Below are 17,290 nucleotides of genomic sequence, written 5' to 3' on the forward strand. Positions count from 1 at the left end.
CATGTCCTCCTACCTTATCATTCTCATAAACGAAGGCTAGGTCGAAAGGATTTCATTTATTCCTTTTGCCTAGCCTTCAGCTCAAACATTAGCGCGTATGACGTCTACTTAAAATATGCTGTCCATTTTGTAAAAATTGACTGCGTGAACGACGCAGCTTTTCAATTCTTTCTTCAGCTAAGCGATCTGCTGCTAGATAGGTTGGAATGCCATCTCGCTTTGAGATTTCAACTACCTTTTCAATATTATCATAAATACCTTCAACTTTTTTCAGCGCACGCTCACGGTTATATCCAACTAGCTCATCAGCTACGTTAATAACGCCTCCTGCATTAATAACATAGTCCGGTGCATATACAATGCCTAATTCATGAATTAAATCACCATGACGCGTTTCTTTCAATTGATTATTAGCTGCCCCTGCAATAACTTTTGCTTTTATTTGAGGGATCGTTTCATCGTTAATCGTTGCTCCGAGTGCACAAGGAGCATAGATATCACATTCTACACCATAAATATCATTTGGGTCTACTGCTTGCGCACCAAATTCTTCTACCGCACGCTGAACAGCTTCTTTATTAATATCCGTTACAATAAGTTTTGCCCCTTCTTCGTGAAGGTGGCGGCATAAATTATATGCTACGTTTCCTACACCTTGGACAGCTACTACTTTTCCTTCAAGCATATCTGTTCCAAATGCTTCTTTTGCTGCTGCTTTAATTCCTCGGTATACGCCGTAGGCTGTGACTGGTGATGGATTGCCTGATGAACCGAAGGCAGGAGATACACCCGTTACATAATCCGTTTCCTCATATACAATATCCATATCCTCTACCGTTGTGCCCACATCTTCTGCTGTAATATATCGACCATTTAACCCTTGAATAAAGCGGCCAAATGCACGGAACATCGCTTCATTTTTGTCTTTGCGAGGATCTCCGATAATAACCGTTTTTCCTCCTCCTAAATTCAAGCCTGCTGCTGCATTTTTATAAGTCATTCCGCGTGATAAACGAAGCGCATCTTCAATTGCAGCCTCTTCTGATTCATATGTCCACATTCTCGTACCGCCTAGAGCTGGTCCAATTGTTGTATCATGAATCGCAATAATGGCTTTTAAGCCTGAATCTTTATCTTGGCAAAATAATAACTGCTCATAATCGTATGTTTCCATATAGTCAAAAATTTTCATTGTTAGTGCCTCCTAAGAATTCTGTTGAGCGACGCTGATAGCAAGCGCCAGTGAGTATAATTTACTTTCTGATGAATCTGCTCTGGATGTTAAGACGACCGGAGCTTTTGCCCCCGCTAGAATAGCTCCAACTTTTGCTTTAGCAAAATAAATAAGGGATTTATATAAGACGTTCCCTGTTTCAATTGCTGGAACGAGTAATATATCTGCTTGACCGGCAACTTCACTTTGAATGCCTTTTTGCTTGGCTGCTTCTATGTTAATGGCATTGTCGAGTGCTAAAGGTCCATCAATAACGCAGCCTTTAATTTGTCCTCTGCGGTTCATCTGTGTAAGAAGTGCAGCCTCTACTGTGGCAGGCATCAAAGGGTTCACAACTTCAACCGCTGCAACAGGAGCTACCTTTGGAACCTCTATCCCAATCGAGTGAGCAACGTTCACCGCGTTTTGAATGATTTGAACTTTCTCTTCCAGAGATGGCGTAATATTCATAGCTGCATCTGTTACAAGAATAGGGCGGTCATAGTGAGGAACATCAAACACAGCTACATGTGATAAAACATTTCCCGTACGCAAACCATGCTCTTTATTTAACACAGCTTTTAAAATAAGCGATGTGGATAAATTCCCTTTCATTACGATATGAGCTTGACCTTGCTGAACTGAACGCACAGCCAATTGAGCCGCTTCTAAAACGGACTCCGTATGTACGACCGTCACAGCCTTATGAGTGAGTAAGGATGGGCGGTACTGCCTGAATAATTCATTAATTGTTGTTTCGTTGCCAAACAAAATAAATTCAGAAACTTCCCTTGACACAGCTTCATACACTGCCTCAATTGTTTCTAAGTCTTCAGCTGCAGCAACAGCAACAGTCAAAGAAGACTGCTTAGCAACCCGAGATAAGATGGTAGCAAGAGTCATGGAATGTTCGACCTCTCCTTTTTCATTCTTTCTTTTGCCCCTTTTTAAAGAGCATACTGCGCGTTTATGCAGTCACTTAAAATATATGCAAGATTTGTGCCACACTCTGCATATATTACATAATATAGCTGCTTATATCCGTTTCTACGCACAAAAATTTTTTTTTATTGATTCTAACGACAAACAGAAAAAAAGAATACCTCTCTATTTATATGCAATAACTTGCACACCATGCATTTTATTGCATGCTGTTATTTGCAAGATTGTATTTTTCCAACTTATAATACAGAGAACGCAGGGAAATATTGAGCTGTTTTGCTGTTTTCGTTCGGTTATACTTGTTTGCAATCAGCACTTTTTGAATAAGTTCAGCTTCATAATTTTCCATCATGTGCGCTAAAGTCTTCCCTTCGAATACTACCTCTTCATTCGCCTGATTTTTTTCTTTTTTGCCCTTGCCTTCAAGTGAAGGGAGATGAACAGAATCAATCATTGTTTCCGTATAGTGCATATAAATAATAGCTCTTCCTAATATGTTTTCAAGCTCTCTGACGTTTCCTGGCCAGTCGTATGATCTCAATGATTGTAAGGCCCGCTCTGTTACCCCTTCAACATGTCGGCCGTAATCTTGATTAATTTTTGTAATTAAGTGTGTAACAAGCGCTCCAATATCCTCTTTTCTCTTCCGAAGAGGAGGTATGTGAATCGGAATTTTGTTTAGCCGATAATACAAGTCCTGTCTGATGCTTCCATCAGCCATTCCTTTTTCTAAATTCACATTCGTAGCTGCAATCACGCGAACATTCACCGGAATAGGGGTCGTGCCTCCAACGCGAATAAGCTCTTTTTCTTGAAGCACTCGAAGCAGCTTAGCCTGCATATGAGCTGAAAGCTCCCCGATTTCATCCAAAAAGATGCTACCGTTATTGGCTTCTTCAAAAACACCTCGTTTTCCGCCTCGTTTTGCCCCGGAAAAAGCTCCTTCTTCATACCCAAAAAGTTCACTTTCAAGCAAAGACTCAGAAAGTGCAGCACAGTTGATCCGAACAAATTTATTAAACTTTCGGCTGCTCGCATTATGAATCGCATGTGCAAACAGCTCCTTACCCGTCCCAGATTCACCTCTAAGCAAAACAGTAGCTGGTGTTTTAGCAGCAAGTCTAGCCTGCTCAATTGCTAACTGAAATTCTTCAGACTGACCAATGATATCAGCAAATGAATATTTCGCTTCAAGCGTTCGGATAATTTGACGCGCTCTTTTGAGTTCATTTGTAAGCTCTTGAATTTCAGACATATCATGAATAACTCCAACGCTGCCTTTTAATTTTCCATCGACAATAACGGGGGCAACATTCACAACTACGTCTCTTTTACTCGGACCAAGCCTCATTCTTACACCTCGAACAGGACGTCTTGTTTGCAGCACCTTCATGTGCATACTGTCTCCTTCAGAGATATCGGCAGTCGCGGGCTGACCAATAATATCCGTCTTTTTTAAACCCGTAATTCTCGTATAAGCAGGATTAATTAAAATCCCTCTTCCTTCTTCATCGACAACCGAAATAGCTTCTTCAGAAGATTGAATAATAGCTTGAAGCATAGTTTGTACTTCTTTTAAGTTCGTAACTTCTTCTGCCAATCCGACAACGTCCGTAATATCTTTAAAAATCGAAAAGGCACCAAACAGCTCTCTATTCTCGTCGAGTATTGGTATTCTAGTCGTAATGACCTTCCGTCCGCTATCTAACACAAATTCACTATTTTGATCAATCGTTTTTGTATGAAGAACATCAACAAGTTTACTATTTGGAATAACTTCATGAAGATGCTTACCAATTACATCTCTGTGTGAAAAGTTCGTCAAACGCTCGGCGCTTTGATTAAATAGCGTAATATATCCATTCTTATCAATCACGACCATCGCATCATGAGCCGCGTTAAAAATAAGATCATATTTATACGATTCTTGCTTTAACCGCTGAATTAACTCTTCTTTTTCCTCCATCAGATTGGCCATAATTTCAGCAACCAATCCCGGAACTACCAGTGCATCAGCAGGTTTGCTTCTCTGCAATTGTTGAAAAACACCTTGTTTACCTGTTGTTTCAACAATAACATCGAGCTGCTTTGTCATATAAGGCTCCCAATTCATTCCAGTTGAAATATCTTGTTCTTGCGCATGCAAAACAGCCGGCGCGTCAGCTCGTACGTCTACTACACCAATCACTTTCATAAATTCTGTTTCCAACAAGATTTTCAGAATAGCTAATCCGCCTTTTCCTCCTCCAACGATCAACACTTTTTGCATATTTTTTCACCTTTTCTACTTAATATGTACATATTCCGTGCAAAATATTGCATATACCTATCATATAAAAAAAGAAACGCTCTTGACAATTTATTTAGTTCTTTTATGATTCAAGTATAACGGTTTTATAATGTAAACGCATTCATTTTAAAAAAGAGAAGCGAAAGGAGAAGCTATGGTTCGAATTATTGCCCTGCTAATCTTACTTATTCCTGGTATACTCGCTGGATATGGCATTAAACTTATGAGAGATATGATTTTTGGCATCCTGCAATCCCCGTTCCCTTCTTTATTTTTGCAATTTTCAGTCGGCCTTCTGTTATTTGTAATCGGCCTTGGATTTGTTGCTGGCTTTATTCTGCACAGAGACCGCAAGCGAAACAAAGTTCAAAACAGATTTCAAAAAGATAAAAAAACATCGCATTAATGCGATGTTTTTTTACGAAAAGCGTCCCCCAAATTGCTTCACCATTTTTTCAGGATAATCAGTAATAATGGATTCACATCCATATTTCCGAAGCTGCTCAGCTACTTTTACATCATTTACTGTGTAAGGTCGCACTGGAATTTGACAATCTTTTGAAGCGGCTACATTTACTTCATTCACGGTACGCTGATTAGGGTGAAGAGCTTTTGCGCCAAGATGCTGCGCATATACCCAAGGCTCATACATCGGATAAGAATATAAAATAGCTGTTTCAATCGTAGAATCCAAAGAACCAATTCGGGCTAAGCTGTTATGATTAAAAGATGAAATCATCGTTCGATCCTTCATCTTGTATAAATAAATTAAATCTAAAACTTTCATTTCTAAGTATGGATAGTCAAATATATTGTTTTTCAACTCAATATTTACACTAATTCCTTCACTTGAAGCCCACTCCATTACTTCATTTAACATGGGAATTTTACATACCCCGTACTTTTTTTTGAACTTATAGCTCGCATCTAATTTTTGTAAATCTTGATACGTAAAATCTTTTACATACCCTTTTCCATTCGTCGTTCGATCTACTTTTTCATCATGAATTACAGCAAGTTCTCCATCCTTTGTCATATGCACATCAAGTTCAATTCCGTGTGCTCCGACTCTCGCTGCTTCTTTGAAGGAAATCATCGTATTTTCAGGAAACGTTCCAGCTGCGCCGCGATGACCTATTACAAACATACTTGCTCAACTCCTCTATTATCACTTATTATTAACTTTAGCATTACTTAATAGTGAAAGCACGAATTTACTGTTTATACTTCTTCACTTTCATTACTTTATATGCAAAAGGAGGTCGTTGTGTATGAGACCACTGCAAATTTCTCCGGATACAGCCGTAAAATTAGCAGAACAATTAAATATCCCCCTCGAGCAATTGATGCATATGCCTCAGCATATTTTGCTGCAGAAGCTTGCTGAATTAAATGCGGGCGAAGATAAAAAAGGATCTGAATAACAGATCCTTTTTTCTTTCGAATTTTCGTTTCCAAAAATAGTATTACTTTCTTACTTCATTTTCCATAACATATATTAGAATATTTAATAATATAAATGTATTTTTAAAAATGCTTTTAAATAAGTAATTTAATACTTTTTTGTGTATATTTAATTATTTTTTGATTTTTCCATATAATTTCATTGACGAAATTATTGTTTTTCTACTAAAATAAAAATACATTATATTTATTCCAGTACTTATATTCTGATTTTTTGATCAATTCAAATAAAAGAATTAAATAGTATGAGAGAAATTTTAGGGGGACTTCATTATGCAAGCAGCTGTACAACACGAAAATCAGCAGCCAAATGAGTCTAGGAAAAAACACCCTCCTGGACTGTACTTATTATTCGCGACTGAGGCATGGGAAAGGTTTAGTTATTATGGAATGAGAGCCATTCTGGTTCTTTATTTAACTGCTACCGCTGCTCAAGGTGGACTCGGGGTAGATAAAGCAACTGCACTGAGCTTATATGGAACATTCACTAGTGCTGTTTACATTACGCCGATGATTGGCGGATATTTAACAGACCGCTTCCTCGGAAGAAGGCTAGCCATCACAATCGGTGGTGTGATTATGGCACTCGGGAATTTTTCCATCTTCATTCATCAAAGCGTAGCCGCTTTGTATATCGGACTTGCTTTATTAATTATCGGAAACGGATTTTTCAAACCAAATATCTCCACATTGGTTGGAGATCTTTATGCAGAAAATGATCCTCGCCGTGACGGTGCTTTTACCATTTTTTATATGGGTATTAACTTTGGTGCATTTTTCGCCCCATTAGTTGTTGGATTAATGAGTTATAAATACGGATTTTTAACAGCAGCTATCGGAATGGTTGTTGGACAAATTTTATTTAACCTACTGGCTAATCGCTATTTAGGTGATATTGGGAAAGAGCCTACAGGAAAAGTTCATGCAGCAGCATCTCAAACATCAACTGCTCCGCTGACAGCACGAGAAAAGAAAAGAACGGTTGCTATCGTTATTCTAGCTTTCGTTGTTATTGCTTTCTGGACAGCTTTTGAACAGGCTGGAAGTTCTTTAACGCTATATGCTCAAGATCAAATTGATCGTCAAATCGGTAGTTTTACGGTTCCAACAGAGTGGTTCCAATCATTGAATCCACTGTTTATCATGATTTTAGCACCAATTATGTCACTTGTTTGGTACAAGCTAGGAAATTCAAAACGCGGTGATTTTAAAACACCAACAAAAATGGGTATGGGACTTGTAACAGTCGGATTAGGATTCTTAATTTTAATTCCAGCCGTTATGTATACTGGTAATGACCCAGCTTTAAAAGTAAATATCCTGTTCATGATTTTCACTTACTTCCTGCACACGCTGGCTGAGCTTATGATTTCGCCAGTAGGGTTGTCTATGGTAAGTAGACTGGCTCCATTAAAGCTTGCTTCTCTTTTAATGGGCGTATGGATGGCAAGCTCTGCTGTTGCTAATAAGCTAGCGGGTGTTCTTGCATCTTATACACAGTCGTTAGGTTATTTCGACATCTTCAGCTTAATCGGAGCTGTAACAATTGTACTTGGAATTATTGTTTTGTTCCTTTCAAAACCGATTGCTAAATTAATGGATTAAAAAAAGTATGTTAGACGAAGTGAAAAACGAGCCATTTATCAACCATGTTGATGAGTGGTTCGTTTTTTGTTGTGGTAAACGTAGGTTTCACCCGTTCGAATTCTTCTAGCCGTTGATTGGAGGGCAAGACGAAGACTCCTGCGGGAAAAGCGGAACAGATGAGACCCCGCAGGAGCGTAAGCGACGAGGAGGCTCCTCGTCCGCCCGCGGAAAGCGAAGGCTTGCACGGAAATTAATGGCGGTGTCTCAAGCGGTTCAGCTCATGTCTCCCATTTGTCCTTCTTTAGATTGGATTCATCTCATTATGTCCCAGCCTCTTTTTTATCATTTATTTATCCATATCCCATCTAAAATAGTTAGATAAATTTCTTAATGCATCTTCAAAATTTTTTTCGCTGCTTATTTCTACTAGCCTTTTCACAGTTTGTTCTACTTTATTTTGATCATAGTCCTTCATTATCAGGTATCCACGACCAATTTTAACATCGTCAATGATGTTGTGCAGTCTTGCAGGACTAATAACTTCAAACGAAAACATATCTGAAGCTCCTTCAACACCTTCTAAACCAACGTCTAATTGATAATAAATACAAAAATCTTCAAATGTTTCTCCCCACTCTTCATGAATGACAGTAAGGGCTTTAACCATCATCATGGTATTCAACTCCTCATTAGTAAACAATAAACTCCTGTTCATTATAAAAACTCGACGCCAAGTCGATCTACCTTCATTTCTGCGTATTTACCCATGACCTCAGGATAATTATCTAAATAACCGTCTTCATCTATTATATGTAGACCTGCATCGATAAAACCTTCCCTAACAATTCCTCGAATCACATACATATATGCTTCCCCAACTCTCTCTAACTCTTTGAGTCTATTTGCATTTAATCGGACACGTAAATCATAGATCATTGTAAAACCTATACTTACTGGATAACGCTGTCCTTCTTTAATTTCATACGGACAAATATCAATAAATGCTGTAAATACTACACCGTTTATATCTAACGTAACTTCTTGTTCCAAATTTTCATTTAGGTTCTTTATTTTAGCAAAATAGTTCATCGAATCACCTCATGGGCTCAAAATTTAAGAGGTTTTAAAATAGTTTTTTTCACGTTCCAAAAAACTATTTAAATTAAGAACTAATCGATTGGTATTTTCAATGTCAGAATGCTTTTCGGGACAATATTCATCATCTGGAGGAAGATAGTAGATAAAACTTTTCATCTCACTAGGGTATTGACAATCAGCATACACTTCAGCAACAGCTTTAAGTAATGTCGACACATCATCTCGATAGGATTTTTTCAATGATTCTAGTATCCCATACCTCCACTTTCTTGTTTCGCCTTCAAACTTATCTCCTTCTTGTAAAATCTCTTCCATATTACATTCTTTCAGTATTCCTATTAATACTCTTTTATCATTTGTTTCTTCAAATCCCCATGCAAGCTCAAGAATGTTAGTATCTTCTACATCAGGAACCACCTCTAAGTATTCAATTGCATAATGCATCAAATCTTTATAATCTATAACTCCTATTTCCAAACCTACATACAACGTATCCCAACTATAAGGAATGTTTTGTTGTTTTAATACCTCAATACTATATTTCATTTAATCACCTTCAGAAATTTCATTGGTTAATCTTTTCGGTTAGTGAGATGTGCTTTGCTATAAATGCCGATTTTTTTATTCCAAACTCAAATCCATCATAACAATTACATAAATTATTTCAATAAAATACAACACTATTGGTAGGAAGAGAAACCAGAAGTACATTCCCTTAACCTCCCTATTTCCAACTCTTAAAACAAAATGAAAGGACCCATGAATGATTAAAATTCATCGGCCCTGCAGTAAAAAGTTTATTGGTTTTCAGTTTAATATCTAGTGTAAATTCCAAAAGTTTATCGGCATGTACTCTGTATTACAAAAGGTATCAGCTCACTCAAAACCCCGTAATTCCAGCAGTCCTATCCCTTTCAACTCGCTTTATGTTCAAGGCGTAATTTATCCGCAACCATGGCGATAAATTCACTATTTGTCGGCTTCGCTTTTGACATGCTGACAGTATATCCGAATAATGAAGAAATAGAATCAATGTTCCCTCGGCTCCATGCTACTTCAATGGCATGACGAATGGCGCGCTCAACGCGGCTTGCTGTTGTATTGTATTTTTTTGCAATGTCAGGATACAGCACTTTTGTAATCGACCCAAGCAGCTCAATATCCTTATATACCATTGAAATGGCTTCTCTCAAATATAAATAGCCTTTAATATGAGCAGGTACACCAATTTCGTGAATGATGCTCGTAATGCTTGCATCTAAATTTGCTGGTTTGCTGTCGCGATGCGAACGCATGGAAGAAGATGAACGTTGCATAAATGAAGATGTTTGTCCGCTAACTTGACGAATATGATTCACTAAGTTTTCCATATCAAACGGCTTTAGAATAAAATAAGCAGCTCCTAAATCAACCGCTTTTTTCGTTACGTCTTCTTGCCCAAATGCTGTTAGCATGATGACATTTGGATAATTTTCTTTTTTCATTTCTTTTAACTGACCTAAAACTGCTAATCCATCTAGATGCGGCATAATAATGTCTAATACAAGAACATCCGGATCTTTATCTTTTAAAATGGATAAACACTCTTGTCCATTGTAAGCTACTCCGATTACTTCCATGTCTTCTTGCTCTGAAATATAATCTTCAAGCAAACCAATTAGTTCCCGATTATCATCAACCAAGCATACTTTAATTTTTTTCAATGCAGCTTCCTCCTCAGTCCTTTATGTTATACGTCGTTTCCTACGTGTCTCTATTCTTTATTCTAAAGGACAAATTCGACAATGCAACATTATTTCCTTTATTTTTTTAGAAAAAAGTCTTTTAAATGGAATTTATTCGATTTTCTCTTATTTTCTTTGTTTTTCGACGTTTTTCTCGTACATTTACGACAATAATTTTTATCAAAAAAAGCGAACTAATGACAACATTAGCTCGCTTTTTTTCGATTATTTTTATAAATATCGATTCCTGCTTCGTTAAGCATCCATTCAATATGGACACCGTAACCGGAGGTAGGATCATTTACAAAAACATGGGTAACCGCTCCAACGACTTTACCGTTTTGAATAATGGGACTCCCGCTCATTCCTTGAACAATTCCACCTGTTTTCTTTAACAATTTAGGATCTGTAATTTTAATAACCATTCCTTTAGTAGCCGGAAACTTTTGAGGTATAGTACTCATAATTTCAATATCAAATTCTTCCACTTGATCATCATCTACTACCGTTAGAATTTTAGCAGGTCCTTCTTTTACTTGATGAGATAGAGCAATTGGCATTGCTTTATCCATTATTCCGTTTTCCATCGTTGAAGACAATTTTCCAAAAATACCGAAAGGACTATTTCGTGTAATATTTCCAATGATTTGTCTATCTTCAGAAAACCTCGCTAGCTTTTCGCCGGGAACGCCGTTCGAACCTTTCTCAATTGATGTAACGGTCGAACGGACAATTTGTCCATCTTCTACTACGATTGGCTTTTTTGTATCCATATCCGAAATAACATGGCCTAAAGCGCCGTATTTTTTAGATTTTGGATCATAAAAAGTCATTGTGCCAATTCCTGCAGCTGAATCACGGATGTATAAACCGATTCTGTACGCATAATCTTGCTTATCTTTTAACGGATACAGCTTCGTGTCAAACTGCTTTTTTTCTCTTAAAATATGCAGATTTAATGGTTCACCCGTTTTCCCTGCCTGCTGAATAAACGGTGTAATATCACTCATTTTTTCAATGGTTTTACCATTAATCTTCGTAATCATATCTCCAACTTGAATACCCGCAATTTCGCCAGGAGATTTTTTACCTTTTGCTGTATCTACCTGATGATAGCCTACAACAAGAACACCTTTTGAATTTAATTTCACACCGATTGATTGTCCACCAGGAATGACTTTAAAATCAGATAATACCTGCACGTCTACACGCTTTACAGGAATACCGGCCAAATGAAGCATCAACTCTTCTTTGCCTACCTGTTTGCCTGCTACGGTCAGCTTCGCCTTGTTACTTGTTACATCGTAAACAGGTGATGAAGCTTCTACGCTAAGCGGTAATGTCGTATTAATTTTTTCTTTTTGCTGTTCAAATAAGACGATTTGTTTTGGAATGTGTATATATTGTTGCACAACTGGAATAAATCCTACAAAAATGAACGAAACAAGGAGAATCGCACCAATTATATGTCTGTATCGATTTTGCATGTTTTCACTCTCCTCGCTTCCTCGCCTAAATGGCTACACATTTAATTTAGCCTTCTTAGAGCGCATTTATAACAGAAGTTCAGAGAAAAATGAAAAGAAGTGCAAGGAAACATTTTCAGTTCCTCCATTTTGTATAAAAAAACACCTTTAACACATACTGTTACGTGTTAAAAGGTGTTTTTTTAAATGGTCTGCTTCATCTTATCCGCTAAATCTAAAAGCTCTTTGGCATGCTCCTTCGTTAAGCTTGTAATTTCAGCTCCTGCAATCATTCGACCAATTTCTTTTACTTTTTCATCAAGAGTTAATGGAAGAACAGATGTCGTTGTACGATCACCTTTTATCTCTTTAGCAATAAAGAGATGAGTATCTGCCATAGCTGCTACCTGCGGCAAATGAGATATGCAAAGAACCTGCGAATCAACGGAAATGGCATGTATTTTTTCACCGATCGATTGAGCTACTCTTCCACTTACGCCTGTATCAACTTCATCAAAGATAATGGACGTCACGCCTTGATGCTTAGAGAAGATGCTCTTTAACGCCAGCATGATCCTTGACAGTTCTCCGCCTGATGCTACTTTCGCAAGAGGCTTTAACGGTTCACCAGGGTTGGTAGAAATATAAAACTCTACGTTGTCAATGCCGTCTTTGGTGAATTTTATTCTTTCGCCATTTACTTCAACGTCATTTTTACCTGCATTTACGACAGAGAATTTAATTTGAAATACGGTTTTAGCCATATAGAGTTCTTGAAGCTCATGATGGATGCTGTCCGTTAACTCCTGAGCAAGTTTTTTTCGAATAGCTGAAACGTTGTTAGCTTCTACTAATAAATCCTGTGCTACGCTGTTTAACTGTTCTTTGATCTTGCTCACGTGCGTATCTCGATTTTCAATACGATCAATTTCATCTTCAATTTGCGCTGCATATTCTAGAATTTCATCTACACTTTGACCGTATTTACGCTTTAAATGATTAATTTCATTTAAACGCGCTTCAATAAAGTCTAAGCGTTTCGGATCAAATTCTAATAAATCCAGCTGCTGACGAATTTTATAAGATGCGTCTTCTAACTGATAGAAGCTCGATGAAATAATCTCCGAAATTTCGGCATAGTTTTTTTCCAGTGACGAAATATCCTCCGTATGATTCATTGCTACGCCTACCCAATCCAGACCTTGATGTTCACCGTGCAGCGCATTGTACGCATCGTTTAGCGACGTATAGATCTTTTCAAAGTTGGAAATCTTCAAACGCTCTTCATTTAGTTCCTCGTCTTCATTGAGCTGCAAATTTGCGGCTTTGATTTCATCTAATTGAAATTGAATAAGATCGAGGCGATGTGCCATCTGCTGCTCATTTTCAGTTAATTGATCCAACTGCTTTTTTAGCGACGTATACCTCGAAAATACCTCTCGATACTCCGTCAAAGCCTCTTCTACTTTTTCTCCTCCATATTGATCAAGAAGAGTTAAGTGACGATCTTGATTCATTAAATCTTGGTGCTCGTGCTGTCCATGTATATCAATTAACGTCTGTCCGACTTCACGTAGGATAGCTAACGTTACGAGCTTCCCATTGATACGGCAAATACTTTTCCCATTTGTAGTGATATCTCGGCGAAGCACAATCATTCCATCTTCCACTTCCAAACCGACTTGTTTGGCTTTTTCGTGACTCGGATGCTGTTCTTCATCAAATAAGAAAAGCCCTTCAATTTCGGCTCTGTCTGTTCCATGGCGGACAAACTCCGAAGAGCCTCTTCCACCTACTAACAATGAAATGGCATCAATAATAATCGACTTTCCCGCTCCTGTTTCGCCTGTTAATACCGTTAAGCCTTTTTCAAATGAAACAGAAAGTTCATCAATAATCGCAAAGTTTTTAATGGATAATTCAGCTAACAACCTGCTTCACTCACCTTTATAACATTTCTAAGAATCGGTCTGATATAATTTGCGTATCTTCAGGAGTACGGCAAATAATCAAACATGTATCGTCTCCACAAATTGTTCCTAATATTTCATCCCAGTCCAAATGATCAATTAATGCGCCAATCGCATTTGCGTTTCCCGGCAATGTTTTCATCACCAGCATATGCCCGGCTGAATCAATTTTTACAAATGCGTCCATAAGAGAGCGCTTTAACTTTTGTAAGGGATTAAAACGCTGATCTGCAGGCAAGCTGTATTTGTATCGTCCGTCCATCAAAGGCACTTTGACTAAGTGCAGTTCTTTAATATCACGAGAGATTGTTGCCTGTGTTACATTAAAACCTTGGTTTTTTAAAATATCTACCAATTCATCCTGTGTTTCAATATCATTATTCGTGATAATGTCACGAATTTTAATATGTCTTTGCCCTTTATTCATGTTGGCACCTCACATTAATATGTAATCTTCTTTTTGTTTTGTTGTTTATAAGTCTTTCACTAATTAAGTATCATAATGTGTTCAACTTGATTATGCACCTTTTGTATAAAGAGTCATAATCAAATCGCCAATGCTAAGTTTTTGCTTAACATTGGCCATTATTACTTTTTCTCTTTTAACGTCTTATGTGCTTCTTCGACCACTTCACGCACAGTAAGCGGAGCTTGATTTTCACCAAGTTCACGCTCGCCTTTCCAGCTCAGATGAAGAAGAAATTCGATATTTCCATCTCCTCCTGTTATCGGTGAATACGACATGTTATATACATCGTATCCTTGACGAAGGGAGAAATCCACCATTCCTTGAAGGACTTCTTCATGCACTTTTGAGTCACGCACGATTCCTTTTTTCCCAACTTGCTCTCTTCCAGCCTCAAACTGTGGCTTAACAAGTGCAACAACATCGCTGTATGGAACAAGAAGTGTTTTTAACACAGGGAGAATGAGTCTTAAGGAAATAAACGATACATCAATAGAAGCGAATTCAGGCAAGCCTCTTGATAAATCAGCTGGTGTCACATAACGGAAATTTGTTCGTTCCATTACTTCTACTCGCTCATCTTGACGAAGCTTCCAAGCTAGCTGATTATAGCCTACGTCTAGCGCATAGGACATCTTCGCTCCATTTTGAAGCGCACAATCGGTAAAGCCTCCAGTAGAAGAACCAATATCAATCATGATTTTATCCGCTACATGGACATTAAATTCTTTAATCGCTTTTTCAAGCTTAAAGCCGCCTCTGCTGACGTAAGGCATCACTGCACCTTTAATTGTCAGCGGCGTATCACGTTCAATTTTCTCTCCCGGCTTATCCAAACGGACTTCATTCGCATAAACAAGTCCTGCCATCACTGTACGCTTTGCTTTTTCTCTTGTTTCAATCAAACCTCGTTCTACTAATAATACATCTACTCGTTCTTTTTTTGTCACTTAACTTCAAGCCTCTTTTGTGTTGGTGTTACGAGTTTTTTAACTCGATTTATAATCTCTTCTTTGGTTAAGCCAATTTCTTCTAAAAGTTTTGTTACGCTGCCGTGCTCGATAAAGCGATCTGGAATACCCATACGTTCAACGCGAGTATCATAATAGCCGTGCTCTGATGCAAACTCTAACACCGCACTTCCAAAACCGCCTTGAAGTACCGCTTCTTCCACCGTAATCACAGGCTTATTCGTTTGGAAAATCTCGTGAAGCATTTTTTCATCCAGCGGTTTAATAAAACGAGCATTGACCACTTTGACGCTGATTCCTTGCTTCTCAAGTTCTGCTGCTGCATCCATCGCCATTGAAATCGTTGTACCAAACGTTAAAATGGTTGTATCCGAACCTTCTTTTAATACGTCCCATGTACCGATCGGAATGTTTTTCAGTTCTGAATCTAGTTCAACACCTAATCCGTTTCCTCTCGCATAGCGCATCGCAATCGGACCTTCTTCATAAGTCAAAGCAGTGTGAACCATGTGCTGACCTTCATTCTCGTCTTTTGGCATCATAATAACAAGGTTAGGCAAATGACGTAAAAACGCAATGTCAAATACACCTTGGTGCGTTTCACCATCAGCACCTACTAGTCCAGCTCGATCAATCCCAATAAATACATTTAGCTTCTGACGGCAAATATCATGAACCACTTGATCGTATGCACGCTGTAAAAACGTCGAATAAATAGCTAAAAAGGGCTTCATATTTTGAGTTGCAAGACCAGCGGCCATTGTTGTTGCATGCTGCTCTGCAATCCCAACATCAAACATGCGATGCGGAAACTCTTTTTGAAACGCTTCAAGTTTTGAACCTACAGGCATTGCTGGCGTTACTGCTACGATACGCTCATCTTCTCTAGCCATTTTCAATACCGTATCACTTACTAATTTACTCCAAGCAATCGGAACATTTTTGTCTTTAATAAAGTCACCGGACTCAATTTTGTAAGGGCCTGTACCATGCCACGCTCCGCTTTTATCGCTTTCCGCTGGCAAGTACCCTTTCCCTTTTTTCGTAATCACATGAATAAGTACCGGTCCTTTTGTTTTCTTTGCATATTGTAACGTTTCCAATAAATCGTCATAGCTATGGCCGTCAACCGGTCCTAAATACGTAAAGCCAAGATCTTCAAAGAACATGCCTGACACAACCATGTACTTTAGGCCATCTTTTACACGTTCTGCCGTTGCCGCGAGCTTACCGCCTACCGCAGGCACTTTTTTCAGTAGAACTTCAAGCTCATCTTTTACCCAGTTGTATTTGCCCGCCGTGCGCAAACGCCCCAGAATGCTGTGTACAGCCCCGACGTTAGGAGCGATAGACATTTCATTGTCATTTAAAATAACGGTCATATCCGTTTGCTCGTGCCCGATGTGGTTAAGCGCTTCAAGAGCCATACCACCTGTTAAAGCTCCGTCACCAATGATAGGAACAATGTGAGCTTTTGTTTTTTGCAAATCTCTTGCAGCAGCCATTCCCATTGCGGCTGAAAGAGATGTAGAACTATGTCCCGTTTCCCATACATCATGCTCACTTTCATCTCGCTTTGGAAAACCGCATAATCCTTTATATTGACGGATTGTATCAAACTCTCCCGCTCGTCCTGTTAAAATTTTATGGACATACGACTGATGCCCGACGTCCCATAAAAATTTATCTTTTGGACTGTCGAACACTTTATGGAGTGCAAGCGTTAACTCAACAACCCCTAAATTTGGCCCTATATGACCACCAGTTGCAGAAAGCTTTGTAATTAAAAAACGACGAATCTCTTCACTTAGTTCTTCTAATTGTGTTACTGACATTTTCTTTAAAAACTCAGGATTTTTTATCGTTGTAAGATCCAAGGTGGATCACTCACTTTCGTACTTGTTATAAAGTTACCTTAATACATTGTCTATTGTTTTATACGTATAGTCAATTTTTAGTATTTCCTTATTACTTACAATACCTTTGATATTCTATCAGTAAACCAGTGATATTCAAAGGAAAATAGTGAAAAAATAGCCGCTAACACAAATGTGATAACGGCCACCAAGATATTGTATATGTCTTTCAAACCTATGCAC

At 38.2% G+C, this 17,290-nt stretch carries 17 protein-coding genes; 4 read left to right on the forward strand and 13 right to left on the reverse strand.

Annotated features, from left to right (window positions below; all coding sequences use genetic code 11):
- Positions 1 to 88 precede the first annotated feature (88 nt).
- The 3 genes from bcd to ACMX9J_RS13185 all read right to left on the reverse strand — a co-directional run bounded on the left by bcd (position 89) and on the right by ACMX9J_RS13185 (position 4,424).
- Positions 89 to 1,192 carry a branched-chain amino acid dehydrogenase gene (bcd, locus tag ACMX9J_RS13175; RefSeq protein ID WP_013059125.1) on the reverse strand — a complete coding sequence of 368 codons (1,104 nt, stop codon included), beginning with the start codon at positions 1,190 to 1,192 and terminating at the stop codon, positions 89 to 91.
- Between the two features lie 12 nt (positions 1,193 to 1,204).
- Complete coding sequence (yqiS, locus tag ACMX9J_RS13180; RefSeq protein WP_028411582.1) at positions 1,205 to 2,116, reverse strand: phosphate butyryltransferase; 912 nt, start codon at positions 2,114 to 2,116, stop codon at positions 1,205 to 1,207.
- 238 nt (positions 2,117 to 2,354) lie between these two features.
- Positions 2,355 to 4,424, reverse strand: a complete 2,070-nt coding sequence (locus ACMX9J_RS13185; protein WP_154973106.1) for a sigma-54 interaction domain-containing protein — start codon at positions 4,422 to 4,424, stop codon at positions 2,355 to 2,357.
- Between the two features lie 175 nt (positions 4,425 to 4,599).
- Here ACMX9J_RS13185 and ACMX9J_RS13190 point away from each other — a divergent pair, with 175 nt between their 5' ends.
- The gene (locus ACMX9J_RS13190; protein ID WP_028411584.1) at positions 4,600 to 4,851 is read left to right on the forward strand and encodes a DUF2627 domain-containing protein; all 252 of its coding nucleotides are present in this window, start codon (positions 4,600 to 4,602) and stop codon (positions 4,849 to 4,851) included.
- A 12-nt stretch (positions 4,852 to 4,863) separates the two neighbouring features.
- Here the strand turns inward: ACMX9J_RS13190 and ACMX9J_RS13195 are convergent, their stop codons facing one another.
- Complete coding sequence (locus tag ACMX9J_RS13195) at positions 4,864 to 5,592, reverse strand: glycerophosphodiester phosphodiesterase (RefSeq protein ID WP_014458256.1); 729 nt, start codon at positions 5,590 to 5,592, stop codon at positions 4,864 to 4,866.
- A 124-nt stretch (positions 5,593 to 5,716) separates the two neighbouring features.
- Between ACMX9J_RS13195 and ACMX9J_RS13200 the strand changes: the two genes are divergently transcribed.
- The 3 genes from ACMX9J_RS13200 to ACMX9J_RS13210 all read left to right on the forward strand — a co-directional run bounded on the left by ACMX9J_RS13200 (position 5,717) and on the right by ACMX9J_RS13210 (position 7,878).
- Positions 5,717 to 5,869 carry a YycC family protein gene (locus ACMX9J_RS13200; RefSeq protein WP_064504589.1) on the forward strand — a complete coding sequence of 51 codons (153 nt, stop codon included), beginning with the start codon at positions 5,717 to 5,719 and terminating at the stop codon, positions 5,867 to 5,869.
- 313 nt (positions 5,870 to 6,182) lie between these two features.
- Positions 6,183 to 7,514 (forward strand): peptide MFS transporter, encoded by a 1,332-nt coding sequence (locus ACMX9J_RS13205; protein WP_033579713.1) that lies wholly within the window; start codon positions 6,183 to 6,185, stop codon positions 7,512 to 7,514.
- A gap of 112 nt (positions 7,515 to 7,626) precedes the next feature.
- Positions 7,627 to 7,878, forward strand: coding sequence for a hypothetical protein (locus tag ACMX9J_RS13210; protein WP_416225836.1), 252 nt, complete (start codon positions 7,627 to 7,629; stop codon positions 7,876 to 7,878).
- Here the strand turns inward: ACMX9J_RS13210 and ACMX9J_RS13215 are convergent.
- From ACMX9J_RS13215 to dxs, 9 genes are all read right to left on the reverse strand, one after another.
- Positions 7,843 to 8,169 carry an Imm8 family immunity protein gene (locus ACMX9J_RS13215; protein ID WP_176343428.1) on the reverse strand — a complete coding sequence of 109 codons (327 nt, stop codon included), beginning with the start codon at positions 8,167 to 8,169 and terminating at the stop codon, positions 7,843 to 7,845. The genes ACMX9J_RS13210 and ACMX9J_RS13215 overlap by 36 nt on opposite strands.
- Before the next feature lie 41 nt (positions 8,170 to 8,210).
- Entirely contained in the window at positions 8,211 to 8,585 is a 375-nt protein-coding gene (locus ACMX9J_RS13220; protein WP_416225837.1) for a hypothetical protein, read from the reverse strand.
- Between the two features lie 24 nt (positions 8,586 to 8,609).
- Entirely contained in the window at positions 8,610 to 9,140 is a 531-nt protein-coding gene (locus ACMX9J_RS13225) for a DUF2247 family protein (RefSeq protein WP_416225838.1), read from the reverse strand.
- 368 nt (positions 9,141 to 9,508) lie between these two features.
- A complete protein-coding gene (gene spo0A, locus ACMX9J_RS13230) occupies positions 9,509 to 10,297 on the reverse strand; it encodes a sporulation transcription factor Spo0A (RefSeq protein ID WP_013084985.1) in 789 nt (262 codons plus the stop codon).
- A gap of 227 nt (positions 10,298 to 10,524) precedes the next feature.
- A complete protein-coding gene (gene spoIVB / locus ACMX9J_RS13235; protein ID WP_028411587.1) occupies positions 10,525 to 11,805 on the reverse strand; it encodes a SpoIVB peptidase in 1,281 nt (426 codons plus the stop codon).
- Positions 11,806 to 11,987: 182 nt separating this feature from the next.
- The gene (recN, locus tag ACMX9J_RS13240; RefSeq protein WP_028411588.1) at positions 11,988 to 13,715 is read right to left on the reverse strand and encodes a DNA repair protein RecN; all 1,728 of its coding nucleotides are present in this window, start codon (positions 13,713 to 13,715) and stop codon (positions 11,988 to 11,990) included.
- Between the two features lie 16 nt (positions 13,716 to 13,731).
- On the reverse strand, positions 13,732 to 14,181 hold the full coding sequence (ahrC, locus tag ACMX9J_RS13245; RefSeq protein WP_013059136.1) for a transcriptional regulator AhrC/ArgR: 450 nt from the start codon (positions 14,179 to 14,181) through the stop codon (positions 13,732 to 13,734).
- A gap of 161 nt (positions 14,182 to 14,342) precedes the next feature.
- On the reverse strand, positions 14,343 to 15,170 hold the full coding sequence (locus tag ACMX9J_RS13250) for a TlyA family RNA methyltransferase (RefSeq protein WP_028411589.1): 828 nt from the start codon (positions 15,168 to 15,170) through the stop codon (positions 14,343 to 14,345).
- The gene (dxs, locus tag ACMX9J_RS13255; RefSeq protein ID WP_033579712.1) at positions 15,167 to 17,068 is read right to left on the reverse strand and encodes a 1-deoxy-D-xylulose-5-phosphate synthase; all 1,902 of its coding nucleotides are present in this window, start codon (positions 17,066 to 17,068) and stop codon (positions 15,167 to 15,169) included. Before dxs ends, ACMX9J_RS13250 begins: the two co-directional genes overlap by 4 nt.
- Positions 17,069 to 17,290 lie beyond the last annotated feature (222 nt).

This window comes from Priestia sp. RMT2NF4 (assembly GCF_047872835.1).
Lineage (GTDB): Bacteria > Bacillota > Bacilli > Bacillales > Bacillaceae_H > Priestia > Priestia zanthoxyli.

Excerpts from the sequence above, each read along its gene's own strand:
- ACMX9J_RS13190 (WP_028411584.1), top strand. The coding sequence starts at position 4,600 with ATGGTTCGAATTATTGCCCTGCTAATCTTACTTATTCCTGGTATACTC.
- ACMX9J_RS13220 (WP_416225837.1), bottom strand. The coding sequence starts at position 8,585 with ATGAACTATTTTGCTAAAATAAAGAACCTAAATGAAAATTTGGAACAA.
- ACMX9J_RS13225 (WP_416225838.1), bottom strand. The coding sequence starts at position 9,140 with ATGAAATATAGTATTGAGGTATTAAAACAACAAAACATTCCTTATAGT.
- ACMX9J_RS13205 (WP_033579713.1), top strand. The coding sequence starts at position 6,183 with ATGCAAGCAGCTGTACAACACGAAAATCAGCAGCCAAATGAGTCTAGG.
- spoIVB (WP_028411587.1), bottom strand. The coding sequence starts at position 11,805 with ATGCAAAATCGATACAGACATATAATTGGTGCGATTCTCCTTGTTTCG.
- yqiS (WP_028411582.1), bottom strand. The coding sequence starts at position 2,116 with ATGACTCTTGCTACCATCTTATCTCGGGTTGCTAAGCAGTCTTCTTTG.
- ahrC (WP_013059136.1), bottom strand. The coding sequence starts at position 14,181 with ATGAATAAAGGGCAAAGACATATTAAAATTCGTGACATTATCACGAAT.
- ACMX9J_RS13185 (WP_154973106.1), bottom strand. The coding sequence starts at position 4,424 with ATGCAAAAAGTGTTGATCGTTGGAGGAGGAAAAGGCGGATTAGCTATT.
- ACMX9J_RS13195 (WP_014458256.1), bottom strand. The coding sequence starts at position 5,592 with ATGTTTGTAATAGGTCATCGCGGCGCAGCTGGAACGTTTCCTGAAAAT.
- ACMX9J_RS13215 (WP_176343428.1), bottom strand. The coding sequence starts at position 8,169 with ATGATGATGGTTAAAGCCCTTACTGTCATTCATGAAGAGTGGGGAGAA.
- bcd (WP_013059125.1), bottom strand. The coding sequence starts at position 1,192 with ATGAAAATTTTTGACTATATGGAAACATACGATTATGAGCAGTTATTA.
- ACMX9J_RS13200 (WP_064504589.1), top strand. The coding sequence starts at position 5,717 with ATGAGACCACTGCAAATTTCTCCGGATACAGCCGTAAAATTAGCAGAA.